Consider the following 17,245-nt stretch of genomic DNA (forward strand, 5'->3'; position numbering starts at 1 on the left):
AGAACCGCTAAATCATTCACTAACCTCTTCCTCGGAACCAAGATTAATTTCTTGTTCTGGAACAATTACCTCATCGACAACGGTTTCTTCAGGCGGAAGATCCTGATTAATTTGTGATGGTAGCGTAAGGCCTTGTTGGACCTTTGGCCTGTTTAAAATCTGCAGTTCCCAAATGCTTCGCTGGTTCAGCACAAGTGCCAAATCCTTTTGCGCCAGAGCCAAGGACAATTGTCTTTCATCCCCAGCGAAATAAACGTCGAGATTCACTTGTGTACGGTTAATAGACCGGGTTTTTACTTTGTTGATCGCCGGAACCCCCTCTAACCGGTTATTTACCAATACCCAATCCTGCAAGCCTGATATTGGAACTTCGACCTGTATCCATCGCTCAACCCCAAACTGTAACAGGTTCGCCTGTTTCCAATCATGTTGAAGAGAATTATCAAGTGATCTCACGGCACGCCGCAACATTTTTTGTGTTGTTTCGCCTTCTGATTTGTTCACATTCAGCTGATAACGTCTGCCTTCGCCAAAACGACCGACACGAACAGCTGACACTTTCGCAGTCGCACCATCATTGTTGATTTCTGCCACAGACAGAAAAACATCACTGCTGCCGTACTTTGCCGCCAGTTTCCATAAACCTTCGCTGCCAGCTAACGCTCCCTTTGCATCCACCAAAGAAAGATCGTCAAGATCACCCAATGGCATTGTCAACGGCACTAGGCCGTTATTGGCACCAACACCGCCCCACGCTGTTCGCCATTGATTGCTATCTTCCCACAGCAGATTTGACCCCGCTCTTTTTTCAATTGGGATAATCAAAACCGGCTTGCTCACTGTTTCCGCGATTGCGGCACCAGAATTACGAAGTAACGCCCGAGTCTGCGATTCTTTAAACCGCACCGTCATATTTGCGATATATCGAACAGAAGATGATTTTTCTGCAGATAAAGATATATCCAACACATAATTCAGCGCATCGTTAGAATTCAATTTCGGAACTTTTGCATGATCATGTTCAGGCACAAGCTTATGAGCCAGAGCACGAAAAGCCTTTTCATAACCTTGGCTTAACGCATTTTTTTTCGCCTCGATCACTGAATTAGCCGTTGCATCAACGGGTATATCACGAACAGTATAAACCTCGTTCGCCGCCGAAGCAGACGAATGCCAAAGCCCTGTCGCGAGCCCAAAAAAGGTTGTTAGAAATGCTGTCTTATAGAAAAAGCGGCGAAACCGCATTGCAAACCATCCCGGATTAAGTATCTTCCCAAATTACAGAGCCTAATACCGAATGCATTAGGTCGTATCTGAACCTGATAATAACCTCGAACTGTGACTATTCAATGAGACTGTTATCTCATCCGTATTCGTCATAATCGCTCGGTGTCATTAACCGGCTAGAAATGATCCGGGATTATTATCAGGTTCAGACACTTGAGTACATTAATACTCGAAGTTACAGGAGGATACCATAAGTACCATCCCTAATAATCCTGATTCCTTGAGCTACAAGGATGCCGGAGTTGATATCGACGCGGGAAATGAGCTTGTTGAAGCCATTAAACCCCTTGCAAAATCAACTGCTCGTTCAGGCTCCATGGCTGGTCTTGGTGGCTTTGGCGCTTTCTTTGACCCCAAAGCTGCTGGCTTCACTGATCCTCTTCTCATTGCCTGTAATGATGGTGTCGGGACGAAACTGAAAGTTGCCATTGAAGCGAACAAACACGACACGGTGGGAATCGATCTGGTTGCCATGTGTGTAAATGACCTTGTTGTGCAGGGCGGTGAACCTCTCTTTTTCCTCGACTACTACGCAACAGGTAAACTGAGCGTTGATGCTGGGCGCGATATTATTGCAGGTATTGCAGAAGGCTGCGTGCTTTCCAACTGTGCATTGATCGGTGGTGAAACTGCTGAAATGCCGGGCATGTACAGCGATAATGATTACGATCTCGCTGGTTTTTCTGTCGGCGCAGTTGAACGCGGGCAAGCCTTAACCGGTGATCTGGTAAAAGACGGTGACGTTGTTCTTGGCTTGGCATCAAGCGGTCCTCACTCAAACGGCTACTCTCTCATTCGTAAGATTGTTGAGATTTCTGGTCTAAAATACAGTGACCCCGCTCCTTTCCAGGATGGCGTAACTCTTGGCGAAGCTTTGCTTACCCCAACACGTATTTATGTAAAAAGCTGCCTTGAGGCTATCCGCGCCTTTGGTACCCATGGTGAAGGCGTAAAGGCCTTTGCCCACATCACCGGGGGCGGATTTGTCGAAAACCTACCCCGGGTCTTACCTGAAGGACTGGGTGTAACAATCGACGGCATTTCCTGGCCTGTTCCACGTGTCTTTAGCTGGCTTGCTAAGGTCGGTGGTATTGATGAACACGAAATGATGCGCACATTCAACTGCGGCATTGGCATGGCTGTTGTGGTTGCCGCCGACAAAGTAGAAGCTGTTACAGGTATTCTTCAAGCTCAAGGGGAAACCGTCGTCTCTCTCGGCACAGTAGAAACCCGCAGCGATGGCGAAGAAGCCGTTCAGATTGAAAGGCTTGCAGAAACGTGGCCCGCTTAAAAGTTGGCGTTCTGATATCGGGCAGGGGAAGTAATCTGCAGGCTCTTTTAGATGCCGCAGCAGATCCCGCTTTCCCTGCTGAAATCGTTCTGGTTATCTCTAACGTTCCAGACGTCGCAGGGTTGGAACGCGCAAAGAAAGCTGGTGTTGCTACTGCAACTGTAAATCATCGCGACTATAAAAGTCGTGTTGATTTTGATAATGCCGTCACTGAAACCTTGGAAAATTCAGACGTTGAATTCGTTTGTTTAGCTGGCTTTATGCGTCTGGTCACAAAAGAATTTGTTGAACATTGGCACAACCGTATGATCAACATCCATCCTGCGCTATTGCCATTGTTTCCCGGTCTGGACACACATCAACGTGCGCTGGACGAAGGCTGCAAGCTTCACGGTTGTACCGTTCATTTTGTGCGTCATGAAATGGATAGCGGCCCTATTGTTGGTCAAGCAGCAGTGCCCGTTCTCCCCGAAGACACGGAAAGTAGCCTCGCTGCCCGCGTCCTCACCGCAGAACACAGGCTCTATCCGGAATGTTTGAAGCTCATTGCCCAAAAGAACATCACAATCTTGGACAATAAGCTCACCTTCAAGGAAACATCACAAACAACAGAAGAAATGATCTGTAATCCTTGACCTGATAATTGGCGATTACAACGCAGATTGTTCTCCACAAAAACCGCAGTCTGAACCAAGACTGCGGTTTTTTATATTCCATACCACTTTGTAAAACGAAATGCCTCTATCTATTGAGGCATTAAAACTTATCTATAACGACCACACCACTTGGCGACATCGTCGACATCTTCATCAGAACATCAGCGCCTTCTTGTAGGTCAACGGTACGATCAATGAGTTTTTCAGGGAAAAGTTCACCCTTGATAATCATATCAAGCATTTGATCATATTGATGACCTTGCATACCATGGCTTCCCAGCAGATCAAGCTCTCGACCTATGACCAAATTCATCGGGATATTCATATCCTTATGATCACCCGCCGCCAGACCAATTTGAACATGCCTCCCACGCTTCGCCAGACAGGCAATCGAATTATACGCCGTTATCGGTGATCCCAGCGCATCAATTGAAATCTCTGCGCCACCATTGGTAATTGAAAAGATGGCCTCGACAACATTATCGACTTTTGTCGCGTTGATTACATGTTCTGCACCTAACAACTTTGCCTGTTCCAAGGTCTGATCATTCACATCAATGGCAATAACCCTTGCCCCCAACGCACGGGCAATCATTAAGGAACTCAAACCGACACCACCGCATCCATGTACGGCGACCCATTGTTCAGGACCAACTTGGCCACGTTTTACAACACCACGAAAAGCCGTCATGAAGCGACACCCCAAACTGGCCGCAACCACGTGATCAAGCTGATCAGGCAAAGCCACCAAATTAACATCAGCATATTCGACAGCCATATACTGTGCAAAAGCGCCCCAGCCCGTAAATCCGGGTTGAAAGTCGTCATCACAGATATGCTCATTTCCCTTTGCACAAGACGGGCAGCGGCCACATCCACAGCTAAAGGGAACAATAACCTCATCCCCTGTCTTCCACCGTGTTACCCCGTCTCCAACAGCAACAATTGTTCCTGCACATTCATGCCCGGGCACATGAGGAAAACTCGTAATTGCGCCGTCATGACCGACCCAACCATGCCAGTCACTCCGGCAAACCCCATTGGCTTTGACTTCAAGTACAACACCGCCAACCGGAGGCGTTGGGTCAGCTAAGTTACCAACTTTGATATCGCCATTGAATTCTTCATAATAAGCAGCACGCATGGATTTTCTTCTTAAAGACATGAAACAGGTAAGGATTTTACAGGATACTCAGAAATATCCGGCTTGAAAATCAAAACACAGTTAAGTCTGAACAAAACAATCCCAGTCCTAGCTATGAAAACCAGTTCAGACTTGAAAAAGCGCCAACCTTTGGTAAAGTCGTCCTGAATTTGGCCTCTGGCCAGATAATAAAATATTTGTGGAACAGAGGATCACACGACAATGACAAACGAAGAACTAACAGTTGAACGCCAACGCGGCTGGGAAAGCTTTACAAAAGTTTCCACATATTCTGTTATCGCAATTATGATCGTTCTCGGCCTAATGGCAGTAACACTGGTTTAAGTTTACTTGAACTGACTTTAAAAAGGAGGCTGAAAAGCCTCCTTTTTTTTATTGCTTTTCTCACACGACTACAAACCGATCAAGTGCCGAGAACAACTGCTTGATATCATCTTTGCTGTTATAGAGATAAGGTGACACACGAATACCCTCACCTCTTTCACTGACAAAAACATTTTCAGTGGCAAGTTTTTTCGCCAGACTTTCAATCTTTTGATTTGGAAAACTAATACCGATAATATGAGCAACCCTGTTTTCGCCGATTGGAACTTTCCAGCCCCGCTCCCCTGCCATTTCAGCAACAAGGTTTGTCATTGGTCTGAGTGTTTTTTGAACTTCTTCTGCCCCCCATTTACTGACCTGGGTTGCTGATTCCAAAGCCATGGACAGAAGAATAAAATTATTACGCCCCCCCATTTCATAACGTAACCCGCCAGCTTTGGGCTGATGCATCCCGAAAGAAGAATCTGGATCATCACAGTTGAATTTATTGTATTCAATTGATTCCCCTTCTTGCCATTTAGGCGCAGCGTAAAGAAAGGCAGATCCAACCGGACTAAGAAGCCATTTATAAGAAGAACAAATAAGGAAATCAGGTTGGATAGCCGTAACGTCAATTGTCATTGCACCCACCGCTTGGGTCGCATCGATAACCAGCGCCGCGCCTTTATCCCTGCAACGATCTCCAACGGCAACGAGATCGATCTTACTACCATCAGTCCAATGACATGGTGGCAGTGTTACAATTGCAGTTTTATCGGTTATCGCCTCAAGTACATGAGGTGTCCAATCGTAGTCATCAGGACGCTTAACAACGCTTAATTCACCACCACATGCATTAGCTTTCTGTTCCCATGCAATAACATTAGACGGAAATTGCCCCTCTAGCAGAACAATATTTTGCCCCTTATTGAGAGATAGATTCTTTGCCGCCGTGGCAACACCATAAGCTGTGGAAGGAATAAGAGCGATATCGTTCGTTTGGGCCGAGATCATCTGAGCAAGAAGGGCTCTCAGTTCACCCGAACGCTCATTCCAGAAATCCGGATCAAGTGTCCAAGGATTTGATTTGATCGCTAATCCTGCATTCCCGGCAATTTTGGCAGATTTCAACATGGGTGACTGCGCAGCGCAATTCAAATAACAAATATCAGAAGGGATATCAAAAAGGGATTTCACGTTATCTATCATCGGACCTTACCAAAAAAAAACTATTTGAATTTTACCGTTAAAATGCGTCAAGACATTCATTACGGCAGATCGGTTGTATTGCGAGATAAGAATGATCGTACTAACAAGAAGAGTACACTTAATTTTTGCCGTCAGAAAAATTGAATGCGGACAAATTGTAAGCAGACAAAGCAAAGAATAAGGAACAGGTATTTTCCCTACAAAAAAAAGGGAAGCCGAAGCTCCCCTTTTAAATCTCGTATAGTCAGAAAGACTATTAGCCAACCAATTCAGCGTCTGAGAAGAAATATTTGATTTCTTCAGCAGCTGTTTCAGGAGCATCAGAACCGTGTACAGAGTTTTCACCGATTGAAAGTGCGAACTCTTTACGGATTGTACCTGCATCTGCTTCGGCTGGGTTAGTTGCACCCATAACTTCGCGGTTTTTAGCAATCGCGTTTTCGCCTTCAAGAACCTGAACAACAACTGGCTCAGAAATCATGAAATCAACGAGTTCGCCAAAGAAAGGACGTTCTTTGTGAACAGCATAGAAACCTTCAGCTTGTTCGCGGCTCATGTGAATACGCTTGGAAGCAACGATGCGAAGACCTGCTTCTTCGAACTTAGCAATGATTTTGCCAGTCAGATTACGCTTTGTGGCATCGGGTTTAATGATAGAGAAAGTACGCTCAAGAGCCATGTCAGGCACTCCTACTTTAGATAAAGAATGGAAATCGTTTGGCGGCCTTATACAGCCAGAAATGCTTTGGGGCAACTTTAATTACATGACATCTCTGTCTTAGCAGTTATTCGGCAGTTATCCGAGGGGACGCATCCCCCACTTCAGTCTCTTAAAAACAAATTTTTGCCGTAAAAGTGAGCACGTAAAATCGAATTGGCATTATTTTAAAAATATTCCTCAAGAAAACTCTTACCACAGCCTCTCTTCAGTGATATTAAGCGCACATGCTACATATTAATAACCTTACATACCGCATCGTAGGCCGCCCGATTTTCGAAGAAGCCTCTGCAACCGTTCACAAAAACGATAAAGTTGGTTTTGTCGGCCGTAACGGCACGGGTAAAACAACTCTGCTGAAAATTATCTCTGGTGAGATTGGCTCAGAATCAGGCGACATCAACGTTCCCAATAAAACCAAGATGGGGAAAGTTGCTCAAGAAGCTCCATCTGGCAATGTCAGTCTTATTGATACTGTTCTTCTATCTGATGTTGAGCGGACAGATCTTCTCAAAGAAGCTGACACGGCAACAGATCCGATGCGCATAGCTGAAATTCACGAGCGCCTTGTGGATATAAAAGCAGATACGGCCCCCAGTAGAGCAGCACGTATACTTGCGGGACTGGGCTTTAATGAAGAAGCACAGCAACAGCCCTGTTCTGCCCTTTCTGGTGGTTGGCAAATGCGTGTTGCCTTGGCCAGCCTCCTTTTTGCAGAACCTGATTTCCTTCTTTTGGATGAGCCAACCAACCATCTAGATCTGGAAGCTACAATCTGGTTGGAAAGTTATCTAAAAAACTATCCGGGAACCCTATTACTCATTTCCCATGACCGTGCCCTTTTGAATAATGTTGCCAACAAGATTATCCATCTAGAAAACCTTCAACTGAACTCCTACACAGGAAATTACGATCAATTCGAACAGGTTCGTCGGGAACGTCTTGAACACCAGGCGGCACAACACGCAAAACAACAAGAACAGCGCAAACACATTCAGAGCTTCATTGATCGTTTTAAAGCCAAAGCGTCAAAAGCCAAACAAGCACAATCTCGCGTCAAGATGTTGGAACGTATGCAGCCTATTGCTGCTGTTTCAGAAGACAGTACTTTGGCTTTTGATTTCCCCTCACCAGAAGAACTTGCGCCACCGCTGATCAACCTTGATCGTGTGGATATCGGGTATGAGCCAGGCAAACCAATCCTTAAGGGATTAGATCTTCGCTTGGATATGGAAGATCGTATTGCACTCCTTGGGGCAAACGGCAATGGTAAGTCCACCTTGGTGAAACTCCTTGCAGGACGTTTGGATCCTCAAGAAGGGCAGCTATACAAATCCTCTAAGCTCAAGGTTGGCTATTTTGCGCAGGATCAAGCCGAAGAACTTGATCTCGATGCGACGCCGTACACCTTGATGGCCCGCTTGATGAAACCAGGAACACCCGAATCAAAAGTAAGAGCACAACTGGGTCGCTTTGGCTTTGGCGTGAACCATGTGTCAACAAAGGTTGGCAAACTATCAGGTGGCGAAAAAGCACGCCTGCTCTTCGCCCTGTCAACCCGAGACGCCCCCCACATCCTACTTATGGATGAGCCGACCAACCACCTGGACGTTGACTCTAGAGAAGCCCTTGTTCAGGCCATGAACGCCTTTGAAGGCGCCATTGTACTAGTTTCACACGACCCACATTTAATCGAACTTACTGCCGATCGTTTCTGGCTCGTCGCTGATGGTAATGTACAAGCATACGACGGGGACTTAGAAGACTATAAGCGCCTCCTGATGGAACAGCGCCGAAAAGAGCGCCAAAGCTCTCGCAAATCCAACGATGCAAATCAGGAAAATGATGCGCCACGTGCAAAGAGCATGAGTAAAAAAGACAAACGTCGGGCAGCAGCAGAAGCTAGAGCTGCCGGAGGCGACCTCAAAAAAGCCGTTCGCCTCGCGGAACAAAAAATGGAAAAATTTCAAGCAAAGAAAGATAAGCTTGAGAAAGATATGGCCGATCCTTCACTCTATGAGGGCGATAACGCCAGACAGTTGGAACTCACCAAAGAGCTGGCAAAAGTAGAAAAAGAACTGGTGAAAGCAGAAACCCTTTGGCTCGAAGCCCAAGAGAAACTTGAGTCACCTTAGGTCGGATACAGTTCTCTGATTAATTCGTGCCAGGTTGCAATTGATATTCTTCAAGGTAACGTGGCATGAATTTTTCAGTTAATTCGTCTCTGTATTCTGCAACTTTATCCCAGATTTTGTCTCGCAAATCAGGGTAATTCTCAGAAAATTTATGACCGAAAATTAAAAAATAATCTTTTGTAGCTATTGGCTCAGATACTTTGGTGATGCCAGATATATTATTCTTAAATATAAAGGCATCAGCAACTATTCCCTGATCGGCAACACCGTCAACCCGGCCACTTCTTAACTTGGCAAAATTATTCTTGGTTGATCTCGCCTCTTCCACCTTTATCCCTTTGCTCTTGAGATCCTTCGCAATCGAATAGCCAGAATTTGCACCAACTACTCCCTCTTGATTGGTAAACCGTTTACCGTCCCAACCAATAGGGTTCCCATTCATTTTATATAGATAATACGATAGAACCGCTAATCGCTTGTCACCATCAGGTCTATTATCCTTCATGGGAAAGACGCCAAATTCTTCTCGTTCAGGCTTGTAAGAAAAAATAAACGCGGCATCCAACTGGTCTTCCTTAAGTTCGTTCAAGATGCGGCGCCCGGGTCGTCTTATGTATTCAATATCAAAGTCCAAATCACTGGCAATCTGATTTAGCACATCCAGTGACACACCAGGTGGTGAAGCAGGCTCAAGCCCAGTACCCAGAAAGTGTGGATAAGACGAATTTACATTGTATCCGATACGCAGCTTCATCTTGTCAGCTTCGGACGGAAAGACCAATATGCCGTTTATAATAAGGCACACCAAAAGAACCAAAAAATAGTTAGCTCGGTTCAACAACATACCCCAAACCCAAGTTAAAAAAGGACCCAACACAAACTCCCTAACAGTCGCTAGAAGTAAAATAACTCCGACGCTCATAGCAACAGCATTACATTTTAAACCGTAACATCTTTCATTATGATTAAAGTGTTTTTTAAACCGACCTTTCAAATATGGGCGCGAGATAAAGCGCCCAATCGGTTGCCACCGAAAGGACGCCTTATACCTACATTGCAGATACAGGAATACTAATTAAGGTTTATGCGGCCGCAGCTGTAATCTTCTCCACCGCTTCTTTTGTTGTCCAGAGACCATTTGCAACATATCGAAAGTTAATTAACGCAGCATGATAGCCATCACCTTCGGGAATTTTCGCTGCTGCTGTGGCATCGCGAACGACAGCCACTTCGAATCCCTGTTCTAGCAAATCATATAAATGAGCTTGCACACAAAGATTTGCAGACATTCCAGCCAAGATTATTTTATTGATGCCATTTTTACGCAATTGAAGCGACAAATCATTATTCTGTGGACCGTAGATCTTATGTGGACTAGCAATAATCGTCTTCCCATCCAGAATTTGTTTCTTATATTCTGGCATAAAATCAGCACCGGAATTCTCAAATCCATCTAGGCTCAGAGAACTTTTCCGATTAAACATCCCAATCTTGTGCATAAGCCTTTCCAAAGGCCCTTCAAATCGCCACCCATGATCTGTTGGATAGTAATAATGTGGCGAGACAGCAACGGTCATTCCTGATTGTTTTGCAGAATTCAATAAATTACCAATATTCTTCACCACATTGTGTTCAGAAACACTCTCGCCGACGACACCCCACGCAACACCATTTTCACTTAGAAAGTCTATTTGTGGATCTACAACAACCAAAGCGGTGTCTGCTAAACTGACGTCGACATCAATAGCTGGCAAGGCAGGCTTTTCCGGATCAGCATAGTTTGGGTTAGAAGCTTCGGCCTCTGCACTATTTCCAAGCGATGTTGCTGTTAGGCCTGCCGCGGCTAACGTTACAGCAGCTCCCCCCAACATTGCTCGGCGAGAAAAAGCTTTATCATTATGATCATGACAATCACACATTGTTCTGTTCCTTAATATTTCTGACCCAAGGATAATTCCTTGTTCTCTAATATCTAGAACGTCATGTGTGCTTTATCGTCTGGATTGTGTCTTTTTCAACAGGGAAGGCATGATTTTAAAACCCTGTTCTTGTTATCGGTCACAGATTGCACAAATTATAATGCATGACTATCGACCATATCCTTGAAGCCATCGACATCAATCTAAACCCTTTTGCTTTTTGCGAAATTCGTGGGGCAAGCACAACACTTGCTTTGCCTAATCAAAATCAGGCAATTCTGCATTACATTACAAGTGGATCGGGAGAGATTGCTATCAGTAACCATCCCAAGCAGAAAATATCAACGGGGGCGATTATTCTCCTTCCGGCTCACCATCACCATAGCTTAATAAGCGCAACAGAAAGAAATACCCCCCTACCGTTATGCCGGCCGCTTGATGCCTCTCTTGAACATCTGATAACGGGGACAGGACAGCAAACTTTAACAGCAGTCTGTGGTTTGGTCGATGTGTCATACCGCGGTATAACAGGATTGCTAAATTTAATTCAAACACCCTTGATCGCTCAATTAACATCAGGAGATCGCATACGAAATGCGATGGATGAATTATTATTAGAACTTGCCAATCCAACAATTGGCACCAAGGCTTTGGCACGTTCACTACTAGAGCAATGCGTTATTATGCTTGTAAGGCGTCATCATTTGGAGGGACATAAATCTGTTGAATGGTTACGTGGTGCTGAAGATCGACAAATGTGGGATGCCTTACAACATATTTTGAACAAGCCCCAAACACATCACACTGTGGAAAGTTTGGCTTATAATGTGGGAATGAGTCGTGCCAGCTTTGCGAATAAGTTCAAGCAAATTTATGGAACAACCCCCATCGGATTACTTAGATACATTCGTTTGCATCGCGCGGCAGAACTGTTAAGTGCAACAGATTTACCTATAAAAATCATCTCATCAAAAGTCGGTTATCACAGCCGTAGTTACTTTACCAAGGCCTTTGAAATCGAATTTGGGAAAGCACCTGATCACTATAGAAAGATGGTGCGAAACAACATTGGGTTAACTTAACTAAAACTCGCCAAAATTGATTAAGATCAATGCACATATTTTTATAAATTTGCAAACTCTCATGAGTTAATCAAATAGGATACATCGTCAGTAGAACTATAGTATCTTTTACATTTCAAAAACGGAGATGCATTTATGTTAAGGGACATTCAGGTTCAACTTGATAACACAGAAGCAGGACAAACCCGTTTAGAAGCAGCACTACAACTATCTGCAAAGTTTGACGGAGCACACATTCTAGGTGTTCACGCACTAAGAACACCTGAAGCCATACTGCATGGCTCACCCCATGGCGTAACCGGATATTTTCCAGAAGAAATCATCGAACAACAGCGAAATAATATTAAAGAGCAAGCTGCTGCGGTTCAAAAAAATTTCAAAGAAAAGGCTGAGGCCGCAGAGGTAAGCTATGAATGGCGAGAGCACGAAGGACGAGAAGTAGATATCGTTGCCTTCCATGCACGCTTTACAGATCTGACAATTATTAGCCAAGGAAAGGGAAAGTTTGCCGACGAGCTCGAGTTTGCGGGGTCATTGCTGATGGAAAGCAGCCTCCCCATTCTTGCCCTTCCCAATCGGAAAATTCCTGACGATATTACAAAAAACATTCTCATCGCTTGGGATGGATCAGCTGAGGCCTCTCGCGCAGTAAGGGGAGCCCTACCACTATTAAAAGCAGCAGAGAAAGTAATCTTATTGTCCGTCGGGTTGCCAGAAGAGGGTAATATATCTCAAGACGATATCTCTACTCATTTGAAACGTCACGGCATCCAACCTGAAAACAGAGTAATTGAAAGCGCTTTCCCCGAGGACGTAATCCTAAAAACAGGTAAAGAAGAAGAGATCGGTTTGATTGTTGCTGGCGCTTGGGGACATAGCCGGATCAGAGAAATGATATTTGGTGGCGTTACAAAATCACTCTTTTCCAACCAGGAATTCCCTGTCCTATTATCTCACTAGCACTGTAAGTAGGTTTTTTGTGTAGAAAGGCAGATCAGGCCTTCTTCTCCCAAGATCCACGATCTGTTTGCTGCCAATACGTCAATTCATGATTGGCAGCTTTCAGCTCTTTCCAAAGGGCCCGAGAATCCTGAACTACTGTTGGGTTATTTCCATCAAACAGAACCGCGCATAAAGAGGTTTTATCACTTTCGAGGGCTCCAGGGTGTGCGCCATGCACAATGAAGGCAACATCCCGTTTTGCAATATCATCCTGCTCAGTGGTCAACCAAACCGGATGCTCTTCAATTGAACCATCACGTTTAGTGCCATGAGGAAGAAAGGAATCTGGGCGATACCCCCAAAGATTCTGATCCAGTTCGCCCAATGCACGCTCATCAGATGACAGAATAACAGCTTCCTGACCACGCTCTATGACTTTTTCAAGCATTTGAGGAAGTGCATTTTCCAATGCTGTTTTAGTCAAATGATAAAAACGTATATCTGTCATCAAAATAATCCAAAAAAAGGCAGGATACACTGCATCCTGCCTTTTGATTTTTAATCTTCGTAGTTATCAGCAACAAAGCGATCAAGCAAACGAACGCCGAAACCAGTCGCCCCTTTGGCCGCAATGGCTTTTTCTTTTGTCGACCAGGCAACACCCGCGATATCAATATGAACCCAAGGACGATCCTTATCGATGAAACGCTGAAGGAATTGAGCCGCTGTTATTGACCCAGCAGCCCGACCGCCAATATTTTTCATATCGGCTGCGTCACAGTCCAACAGTTTATCATAGCAATCTGCAAGAGGCAGACGCCAAACACGTTCATCAACACTTAGACCAGCGCTTGTAAGCTGTTCACATAAAGTATCGTTGTTTGAGAAAATACCGGCGATATCATTACCCAGAGCAATAATCATTGCACCTGTTAGTGTCGCCAAATCGATCACGAGACGTGGATTGTATTTCTCTTGCGTGTAAGAGAGAACATCTGCAAGAACCAAACGTCCCTCTGCATCCGTATTCAATACTTCAATGGTTTTTCCTGAATAGGATTTTACAATATCACCAGGGCGTTGTGCATTGGCGGACGGCATATTTTCAACCAAGCCACACGCACCAACAACGTTTACCTGTGCCTTACGGCCGGCAAGTGCTTTCATCAAACCAAAGACAGTTCCCGCACCGCCCATGTCAAACTTCATGTCTTCCATACCGGCGGCCGGTTTCAGCGAAATACCACCCGTATCAAATGTCACGCCTTTACCAACAAAAGCTAACGGCTTATCGGTGCTTTTTTCAGAAGCACCATTCCATTCCATAATGACGACTTTAGATTCACGCTCAGACCCCATACCAACAGCATAGAGAGCATTCATACCCAGCTTTGCGATATCACTTTCGGCCAAGACAGATACCTTTACCCCAAGCGCTTCAAGTTCTTTAGCCTGTGCGGCAAATGTATCAGGATACAATTCATTAGGGGGCTCAGATACCAACTGTCTGGTAAAAAACACTCCTTCTGCAACTTTGGATAACGTTGCATAAGCACTTTTGGTACCCTCAGAATCAGCAGAGAAGATTGTGAACTCTTCGAGTGTATTTTTCGCATCGTTTTTGCTGGCCGTTTTATAGGTATCAAAACGATAGCTGCGAAGTAAAGCACCATAAGCGATAAGAGCACCTGCGTTATCTTCGCTTGCCCCTTGAACACGAGCACCATCCGTACACACACAGACGACTTTCTCTCCTTTAGAAGAAAGGTCCTTATAAAGCTGTCCCCCCAGATTTTCAAAATCTGTTGCCATCAATTCATTAGGGTTGCCGAGACCAGCCAAAATAATTCGACTATTCTCTACACCGCTTGGTGCCAAAACTTCGAGCAACTCACCCTTCTTGCCTTTGAAAGAACTATTGGCGACCGCACGTCCTAGTGCACCGCCTGTCTTATTATCATATTGTTTTGCAGTTGTGGAGAATAGTCCACCTTCAGATACAGTCGCTACGATCGCGCCAGTGCTAGGAAAATTGTCAGAGACAAAAGAAAACTTCATGTCGCCCTCTTCGGTAAAACGATTTAATTAATTGCTGCTATAGAACAAGGATTACTCTGTAAAATGCAATCGTAATCATAGAACTTTGCATTCTATGACTCAAATCTCATTATTCTTCTTATGAAAATCCACGAATTAACTGGACGTGACAAGGGTGTTCTGGCTATTTCTTTTGTATATTTTTTTATAGGTTATTTTACGGACCCTATGCAGATAATTTCGCGCTATATGCTTGTGCAGTTGGTTTTGTTTGCTGTTTCAGTTGCAGTGTCTCTTGCTGTTGCTGTATGGCTGGCTCAATCATTACGATTCGTTGACATGATTGTTAACGACGGCCTTCCGGCATCGACATTTTTCTATTTTGTTATTTTGTTGATGCCTTATTTCTTGGTTATCGTTATACCGGTCGCGACTTTTTGTTCGGTCCTTTTTATCTATAACAAATTGACGACGGATAGTGAGCTTGTCGTCTTGAAGGCAGCAGGTTTTTCACAACTTCAACTCGCACGCCCCGGAATAATGCTGGGTACCATATCAATGATAACCGTAGTCGCCATCAATCTATACTTTTTACCTGTTTCATATCGTGAATTCAGAGAGCTACAACATTATTTTAGGGATAATCTATCGCCCGTCCTTCTAAAAGCGGGAAAATTCAATACAATTAACACTGAATACACTATTTATTTTAAAGAAAAAACGCCTGCTGGGGAGTTAAAAGGCCTCATCGTTCATGACAGTAGCATCCCGGGACAACAAATAACTTATTTAGCTGATACCGGTGCATTGTTAAAAGAAGAGGACGATTTCAGGGCTGTCCTTTGGAATGCAAGTCGACAGGAAATCGACCCCATAACAGGGCAGCTTTCAATTGCTTATTCTGACAAATATGTCCTTAAATTCGGGGACATCGGTCAAGAAGAAAGTGATCGATGGTTAAAGCCCAGAGAACGCTTTCTTAATCAGTTAATGTTTCCTGATTTAACTGATCCAAGAGATGTTGATAATTACGACAAGCTCGTCGCAGCAGGCCATTATCGTATTGCCAGTCCTCTATTCACCCTTGCAATGGCTTTTATAGCGCTAGCATGTCTTCTGTCTGGAGAATTTAGCCGTAGAGGATATTTGGGTCGCATTATGTTCGCCATTAGCCTTATGGGGGTTATGATGCTAACAATGTTCTTGTTTAAAGATATTGCCGAAAAAAACAAAAACCTAATTCCCTTGCTTTATATCTGGCCATTATTTGTTGTGATCACTTCCCTTTATTTCATTGTGAAAAAGCCTAAAAATTTATCATCGAAAACTTCTGGTGGTTCACATCCTCCTCGCAATGAAGAGGTTGTGACATCATAATGACAACACTTGTAAATAAGAAATCTGTTAAGTCTGCATACATTTCTTGGACTCTTTTTAGATACGCATCCAAAAATTTTTTAATGAGCTTTTTTAGCTTTTTCTTTGTTTTGATGGGTGTGGTCTTCCTTATTTCCTTAATCGAAGTATCGGATGATCTTGAAGATGAGGCCGTCCCCTTCCTCCAGATCATAAAAATTGTCCTCTATAAGATGCCTCAGTTGAGTGAAGAGATCATGCCATTCATGATTTTGTTTGCAGCAATGGCAACTTTTTGGAAGCTAACACGGGCAAACGAACTCGTCATAATTAGATCCGCTGGCGTTTCTATCTGGGGAATAATTTTTCCTTTTGCTTTCTGCTCCATCATAATTGGAGCATTGTCTTTTGCTGTAATTAACCCAGTATCATCAGCTTTATTTGCCAAAAACAAAGAACTTTCACGGCTATACAAGAAAAAAGATCAAGCCATATTTAAGGTATCAGAAACAGGGTTATGGCTTCGTCAACCGGACGAGACCGGTCTTTCCGTTATTCATGCCGGATCTGTGAATAAAGATCTTTCTTTAAACCGCGTCATTATCTTCAACCTGACCAATGACGGGGAATTTTTGTCTCGGTATGACGCAGGAAAAGCACGTTTAGAAAATGGCAATTGGGCCCTACAGAACACTTGGCACTCTTATCCTGGTAAAAAGCCAGATTATTTTGATGAGGTGTTAATTCCAACCGACTTAACTATGGAAAAAGTTCAAGACAGCTTTGCCAGCGCAAAATCAATCTCTTTTTGGGAGTTACCGTATTTCATAAATTTATTGGAAAAGGCTGGTTTTTCTGCAGTTAAACTCAAATTACAATTTCATAGACTACTTTCTAAACCCTTTCTTTTTCTTGCAATGGTATTGCTTGCAGCCACCTTTTCCATGCAACAACATCGACGAGGCAGGGTTGGATTGATGATCCTCTCTGGTATTCTCACTGGTTTTCTGCTTTATTTCTTATCCAATTTTGTTTTTGCCTTAGGTCAATCAACCAAAGTGCCAGTTGCCCTAGCAGCTTGGTCACCAGCGGGGGTATCACTATTGTTAGGTGTCACTATGCTTTTACATCTGGAAGACGGATAG

General features: G+C 44.1%; 16 protein-coding genes. 8 read left to right on the forward strand and 8 right to left on the reverse strand.

The genetic code is table 11. The annotated features are described in order from the left end of the window. Positions 1-12 precede the first annotated feature (12 nt). The gene (locus ACN0QW_RS06670) at positions 13-1,245 is read right to left on the reverse strand and encodes a DUF2066 domain-containing protein (RefSeq protein WP_417429897.1); all 1,233 of its coding nucleotides are present in this window, start codon (positions 1,243-1,245) and stop codon (positions 13-15) included. Positions 1,246-1,507: 262 nt separating this feature from the next. Between ACN0QW_RS06670 and purM the strand changes: the two genes are divergently transcribed. Together purM and purN are read left to right on the forward strand one after the other, a co-directional pair. After that, on the forward strand, positions 1,508-2,578 hold the full coding sequence (gene purM / locus ACN0QW_RS06675; RefSeq protein WP_417429899.1) for a phosphoribosylformylglycinamidine cyclo-ligase: 1,071 nt from the start codon (positions 1,508-1,510) through the stop codon (positions 2,576-2,578). Next, the gene (gene purN / locus ACN0QW_RS06680; protein ID WP_417429901.1) at positions 2,566-3,213 is read left to right on the forward strand and encodes a phosphoribosylglycinamide formyltransferase; all 648 of its coding nucleotides are present in this window, start codon (positions 2,566-2,568) and stop codon (positions 3,211-3,213) included. The genes purM and purN overlap by 13 nt, the downstream gene beginning before the upstream one ends. Positions 3,214-3,334: 121 nt before the next feature. On the opposite strand, the gene ACN0QW_RS06685 is transcribed toward purN, so the two are convergent. Continuing rightward, on the reverse strand, positions 3,335-4,378 hold the full coding sequence (locus ACN0QW_RS06685) for a zinc-dependent alcohol dehydrogenase family protein (protein ID WP_417429903.1): 1,044 nt from the start codon (positions 4,376-4,378) through the stop codon (positions 3,335-3,337). A 222-nt stretch (positions 4,379-4,600) separates the two neighbouring features. Between ACN0QW_RS06685 and ACN0QW_RS06690 the strand changes: the two genes are divergently transcribed. Next, positions 4,601-4,723, forward strand: coding sequence for a hypothetical protein (locus tag ACN0QW_RS06690; protein ID WP_417429905.1), 123 nt, complete (start codon positions 4,601-4,603; stop codon positions 4,721-4,723). A 60-nt stretch (positions 4,724-4,783) separates the two neighbouring features. Here the strand turns inward: ACN0QW_RS06690 and ACN0QW_RS06695 are convergent, their stop codons facing one another. Further along, the gene (locus ACN0QW_RS06695) at positions 4,784-5,911 is read right to left on the reverse strand and encodes an aminotransferase class V-fold PLP-dependent enzyme (protein ID WP_417429907.1); all 1,128 of its coding nucleotides are present in this window, start codon (positions 5,909-5,911) and stop codon (positions 4,784-4,786) included. Positions 5,912-6,167: 256 nt separating this feature from the next. After that, positions 6,168-6,590 carry a nucleoside-diphosphate kinase gene (gene ndk / locus ACN0QW_RS06700; protein ID WP_085900674.1) on the reverse strand — a complete coding sequence of 141 codons (423 nt, stop codon included), beginning with the start codon at positions 6,588-6,590 and terminating at the stop codon, positions 6,168-6,170. Between the two features lie 266 nt (positions 6,591-6,856). Here ndk and ACN0QW_RS06705 point away from each other — a divergent pair, with 266 nt between their 5' ends. Beyond that, positions 6,857-8,764 (forward strand): ABC-F family ATP-binding cassette domain-containing protein, encoded by a 1,908-nt coding sequence (locus ACN0QW_RS06705; protein WP_417429910.1) that lies wholly within the window; start codon positions 6,857-6,859, stop codon positions 8,762-8,764. A 19-nt stretch (positions 8,765-8,783) separates the two neighbouring features. Here ACN0QW_RS06705 and ACN0QW_RS06710 read toward each other — a convergent pair whose 3' ends face one another. After that, complete coding sequence (locus tag ACN0QW_RS06710; protein ID WP_417429912.1) at positions 8,784-9,518, reverse strand: substrate-binding periplasmic protein; 735 nt, start codon at positions 9,516-9,518, stop codon at positions 8,784-8,786. A gap of 328 nt (positions 9,519-9,846) precedes the next feature. Next, positions 9,847-10,683 carry a cysteine hydrolase gene (locus tag ACN0QW_RS06715; protein ID WP_417429914.1) on the reverse strand — a complete coding sequence of 279 codons (837 nt, stop codon included), beginning with the start codon at positions 10,681-10,683 and terminating at the stop codon, positions 9,847-9,849. A gap of 164 nt (positions 10,684-10,847) precedes the next feature. Between ACN0QW_RS06715 and ACN0QW_RS06720 the strand changes: the two genes are divergently transcribed. Together ACN0QW_RS06720 and ACN0QW_RS06725 are read left to right on the forward strand one after the other, a co-directional pair. Continuing rightward, complete coding sequence (locus ACN0QW_RS06720) at positions 10,848-11,765, forward strand: AraC family transcriptional regulator (RefSeq protein WP_417429916.1); 918 nt, start codon at positions 10,848-10,850, stop codon at positions 11,763-11,765. Positions 11,766-11,900: 135 nt separating this feature from the next. Continuing rightward, positions 11,901-12,725: a universal stress protein gene (locus tag ACN0QW_RS06725; RefSeq protein ID WP_417429918.1), complete on the forward strand. Its 825-nt coding sequence runs from the start codon at positions 11,901-11,903 to the stop codon at positions 12,723-12,725. Positions 12,726-12,759: 34 nt separating this feature from the next. On the opposite strand, the gene ACN0QW_RS06730 is transcribed toward ACN0QW_RS06725, so the two are convergent. After that, a complete protein-coding gene (locus ACN0QW_RS06730; RefSeq protein ID WP_417429920.1) occupies positions 12,760-13,215 on the reverse strand; it encodes a DNA polymerase III subunit chi in 456 nt (151 codons plus the stop codon). Between the two features lie 50 nt (positions 13,216-13,265). Next, complete coding sequence (locus ACN0QW_RS06735) at positions 13,266-14,765, reverse strand: leucyl aminopeptidase (protein WP_417429922.1); 1,500 nt, start codon at positions 14,763-14,765, stop codon at positions 13,266-13,268. 207 nt (positions 14,766-14,972) lie between these two features. Here ACN0QW_RS06735 and ACN0QW_RS06740 point away from each other — a divergent pair, with 207 nt between their 5' ends. Together ACN0QW_RS06740 and lptG are read left to right on the forward strand one after the other, a co-directional pair. Continuing rightward, positions 14,973-16,121 carry an LptF/LptG family permease gene (locus ACN0QW_RS06740; protein WP_417429924.1) on the forward strand — a complete coding sequence of 383 codons (1,149 nt, stop codon included), beginning with the start codon at positions 14,973-14,975 and terminating at the stop codon, positions 16,119-16,121. Continuing rightward, positions 16,121-17,245, forward strand: coding sequence for an LPS export ABC transporter permease LptG (lptG, locus tag ACN0QW_RS06745; RefSeq protein ID WP_417429926.1), 1,125 nt, complete (start codon positions 16,121-16,123; stop codon positions 17,243-17,245). The genes ACN0QW_RS06740 and lptG overlap by 1 nt, the downstream gene beginning before the upstream one ends.

Source organism: Kiloniella sp., from assembly GCF_048259265.1.
Lineage (GTDB): Bacteria > Pseudomonadota > Alphaproteobacteria > Kiloniellales > Kiloniellaceae > Kiloniella.

Bases quoted from the DNA above. Each gene is read 5' to 3' on its own strand.
- lptG (WP_417429926.1), top strand. From the start codon at position 16,121: ATGACAACACTTGTAAATAAGAAATCTGTTAAGTCTGCATACATTTCT.
- ACN0QW_RS06695 (WP_417429907.1), bottom strand. From the start codon at position 5,911: ATGATAGATAACGTGAAATCCCTTTTTGATATCCCTTCTGATATTTGT.
- ACN0QW_RS06715 (WP_417429914.1), bottom strand. From the start codon at position 10,683: ATGTGTGATTGTCATGATCATAATGATAAAGCTTTTTCTCGCCGAGCA.
- ACN0QW_RS06720 (WP_417429916.1), top strand. From the start codon at position 10,848: ATGACTATCGACCATATCCTTGAAGCCATCGACATCAATCTAAACCCT.
- ACN0QW_RS06710 (WP_417429912.1), bottom strand. From the start codon at position 9,518: ATGAAGCTGCGTATCGGATACAATGTAAATTCGTCTTATCCACACTTT.
- ACN0QW_RS06670 (WP_417429897.1), bottom strand. From the start codon at position 1,245: ATGCGGTTTCGCCGCTTTTTCTATAAGACAGCATTTCTAACAACCTTT.
- ACN0QW_RS06725 (WP_417429918.1), top strand. From the start codon at position 11,901: ATGTTAAGGGACATTCAGGTTCAACTTGATAACACAGAAGCAGGACAA.
- ACN0QW_RS06735 (WP_417429922.1), bottom strand. From the start codon at position 14,765: ATGAAGTTTTCTTTTGTCTCTGACAATTTTCCTAGCACTGGCGCGATC.
- ACN0QW_RS06730 (WP_417429920.1), bottom strand. From the start codon at position 13,215: ATGACAGATATACGTTTTTATCATTTGACTAAAACAGCATTGGAAAAT.
- ACN0QW_RS06705 (WP_417429910.1), top strand. From the start codon at position 6,857: ATGCTACATATTAATAACCTTACATACCGCATCGTAGGCCGCCCGATT.
- ACN0QW_RS06685 (WP_417429903.1), bottom strand. From the start codon at position 4,378: ATGCGTGCTGCTTATTATGAAGAATTCAATGGCGATATCAAAGTTGGT.
- ACN0QW_RS06740 (WP_417429924.1), top strand. From the start codon at position 14,973: ATGCAGATAATTTCGCGCTATATGCTTGTGCAGTTGGTTTTGTTTGCT.
- ACN0QW_RS06690 (WP_417429905.1), top strand. From the start codon at position 4,601: ATGACAAACGAAGAACTAACAGTTGAACGCCAACGCGGCTGGGAAAGC.
- ndk (WP_085900674.1), bottom strand. From the start codon at position 6,590: ATGGCTCTTGAGCGTACTTTCTCTATCATTAAACCCGATGCCACAAAG.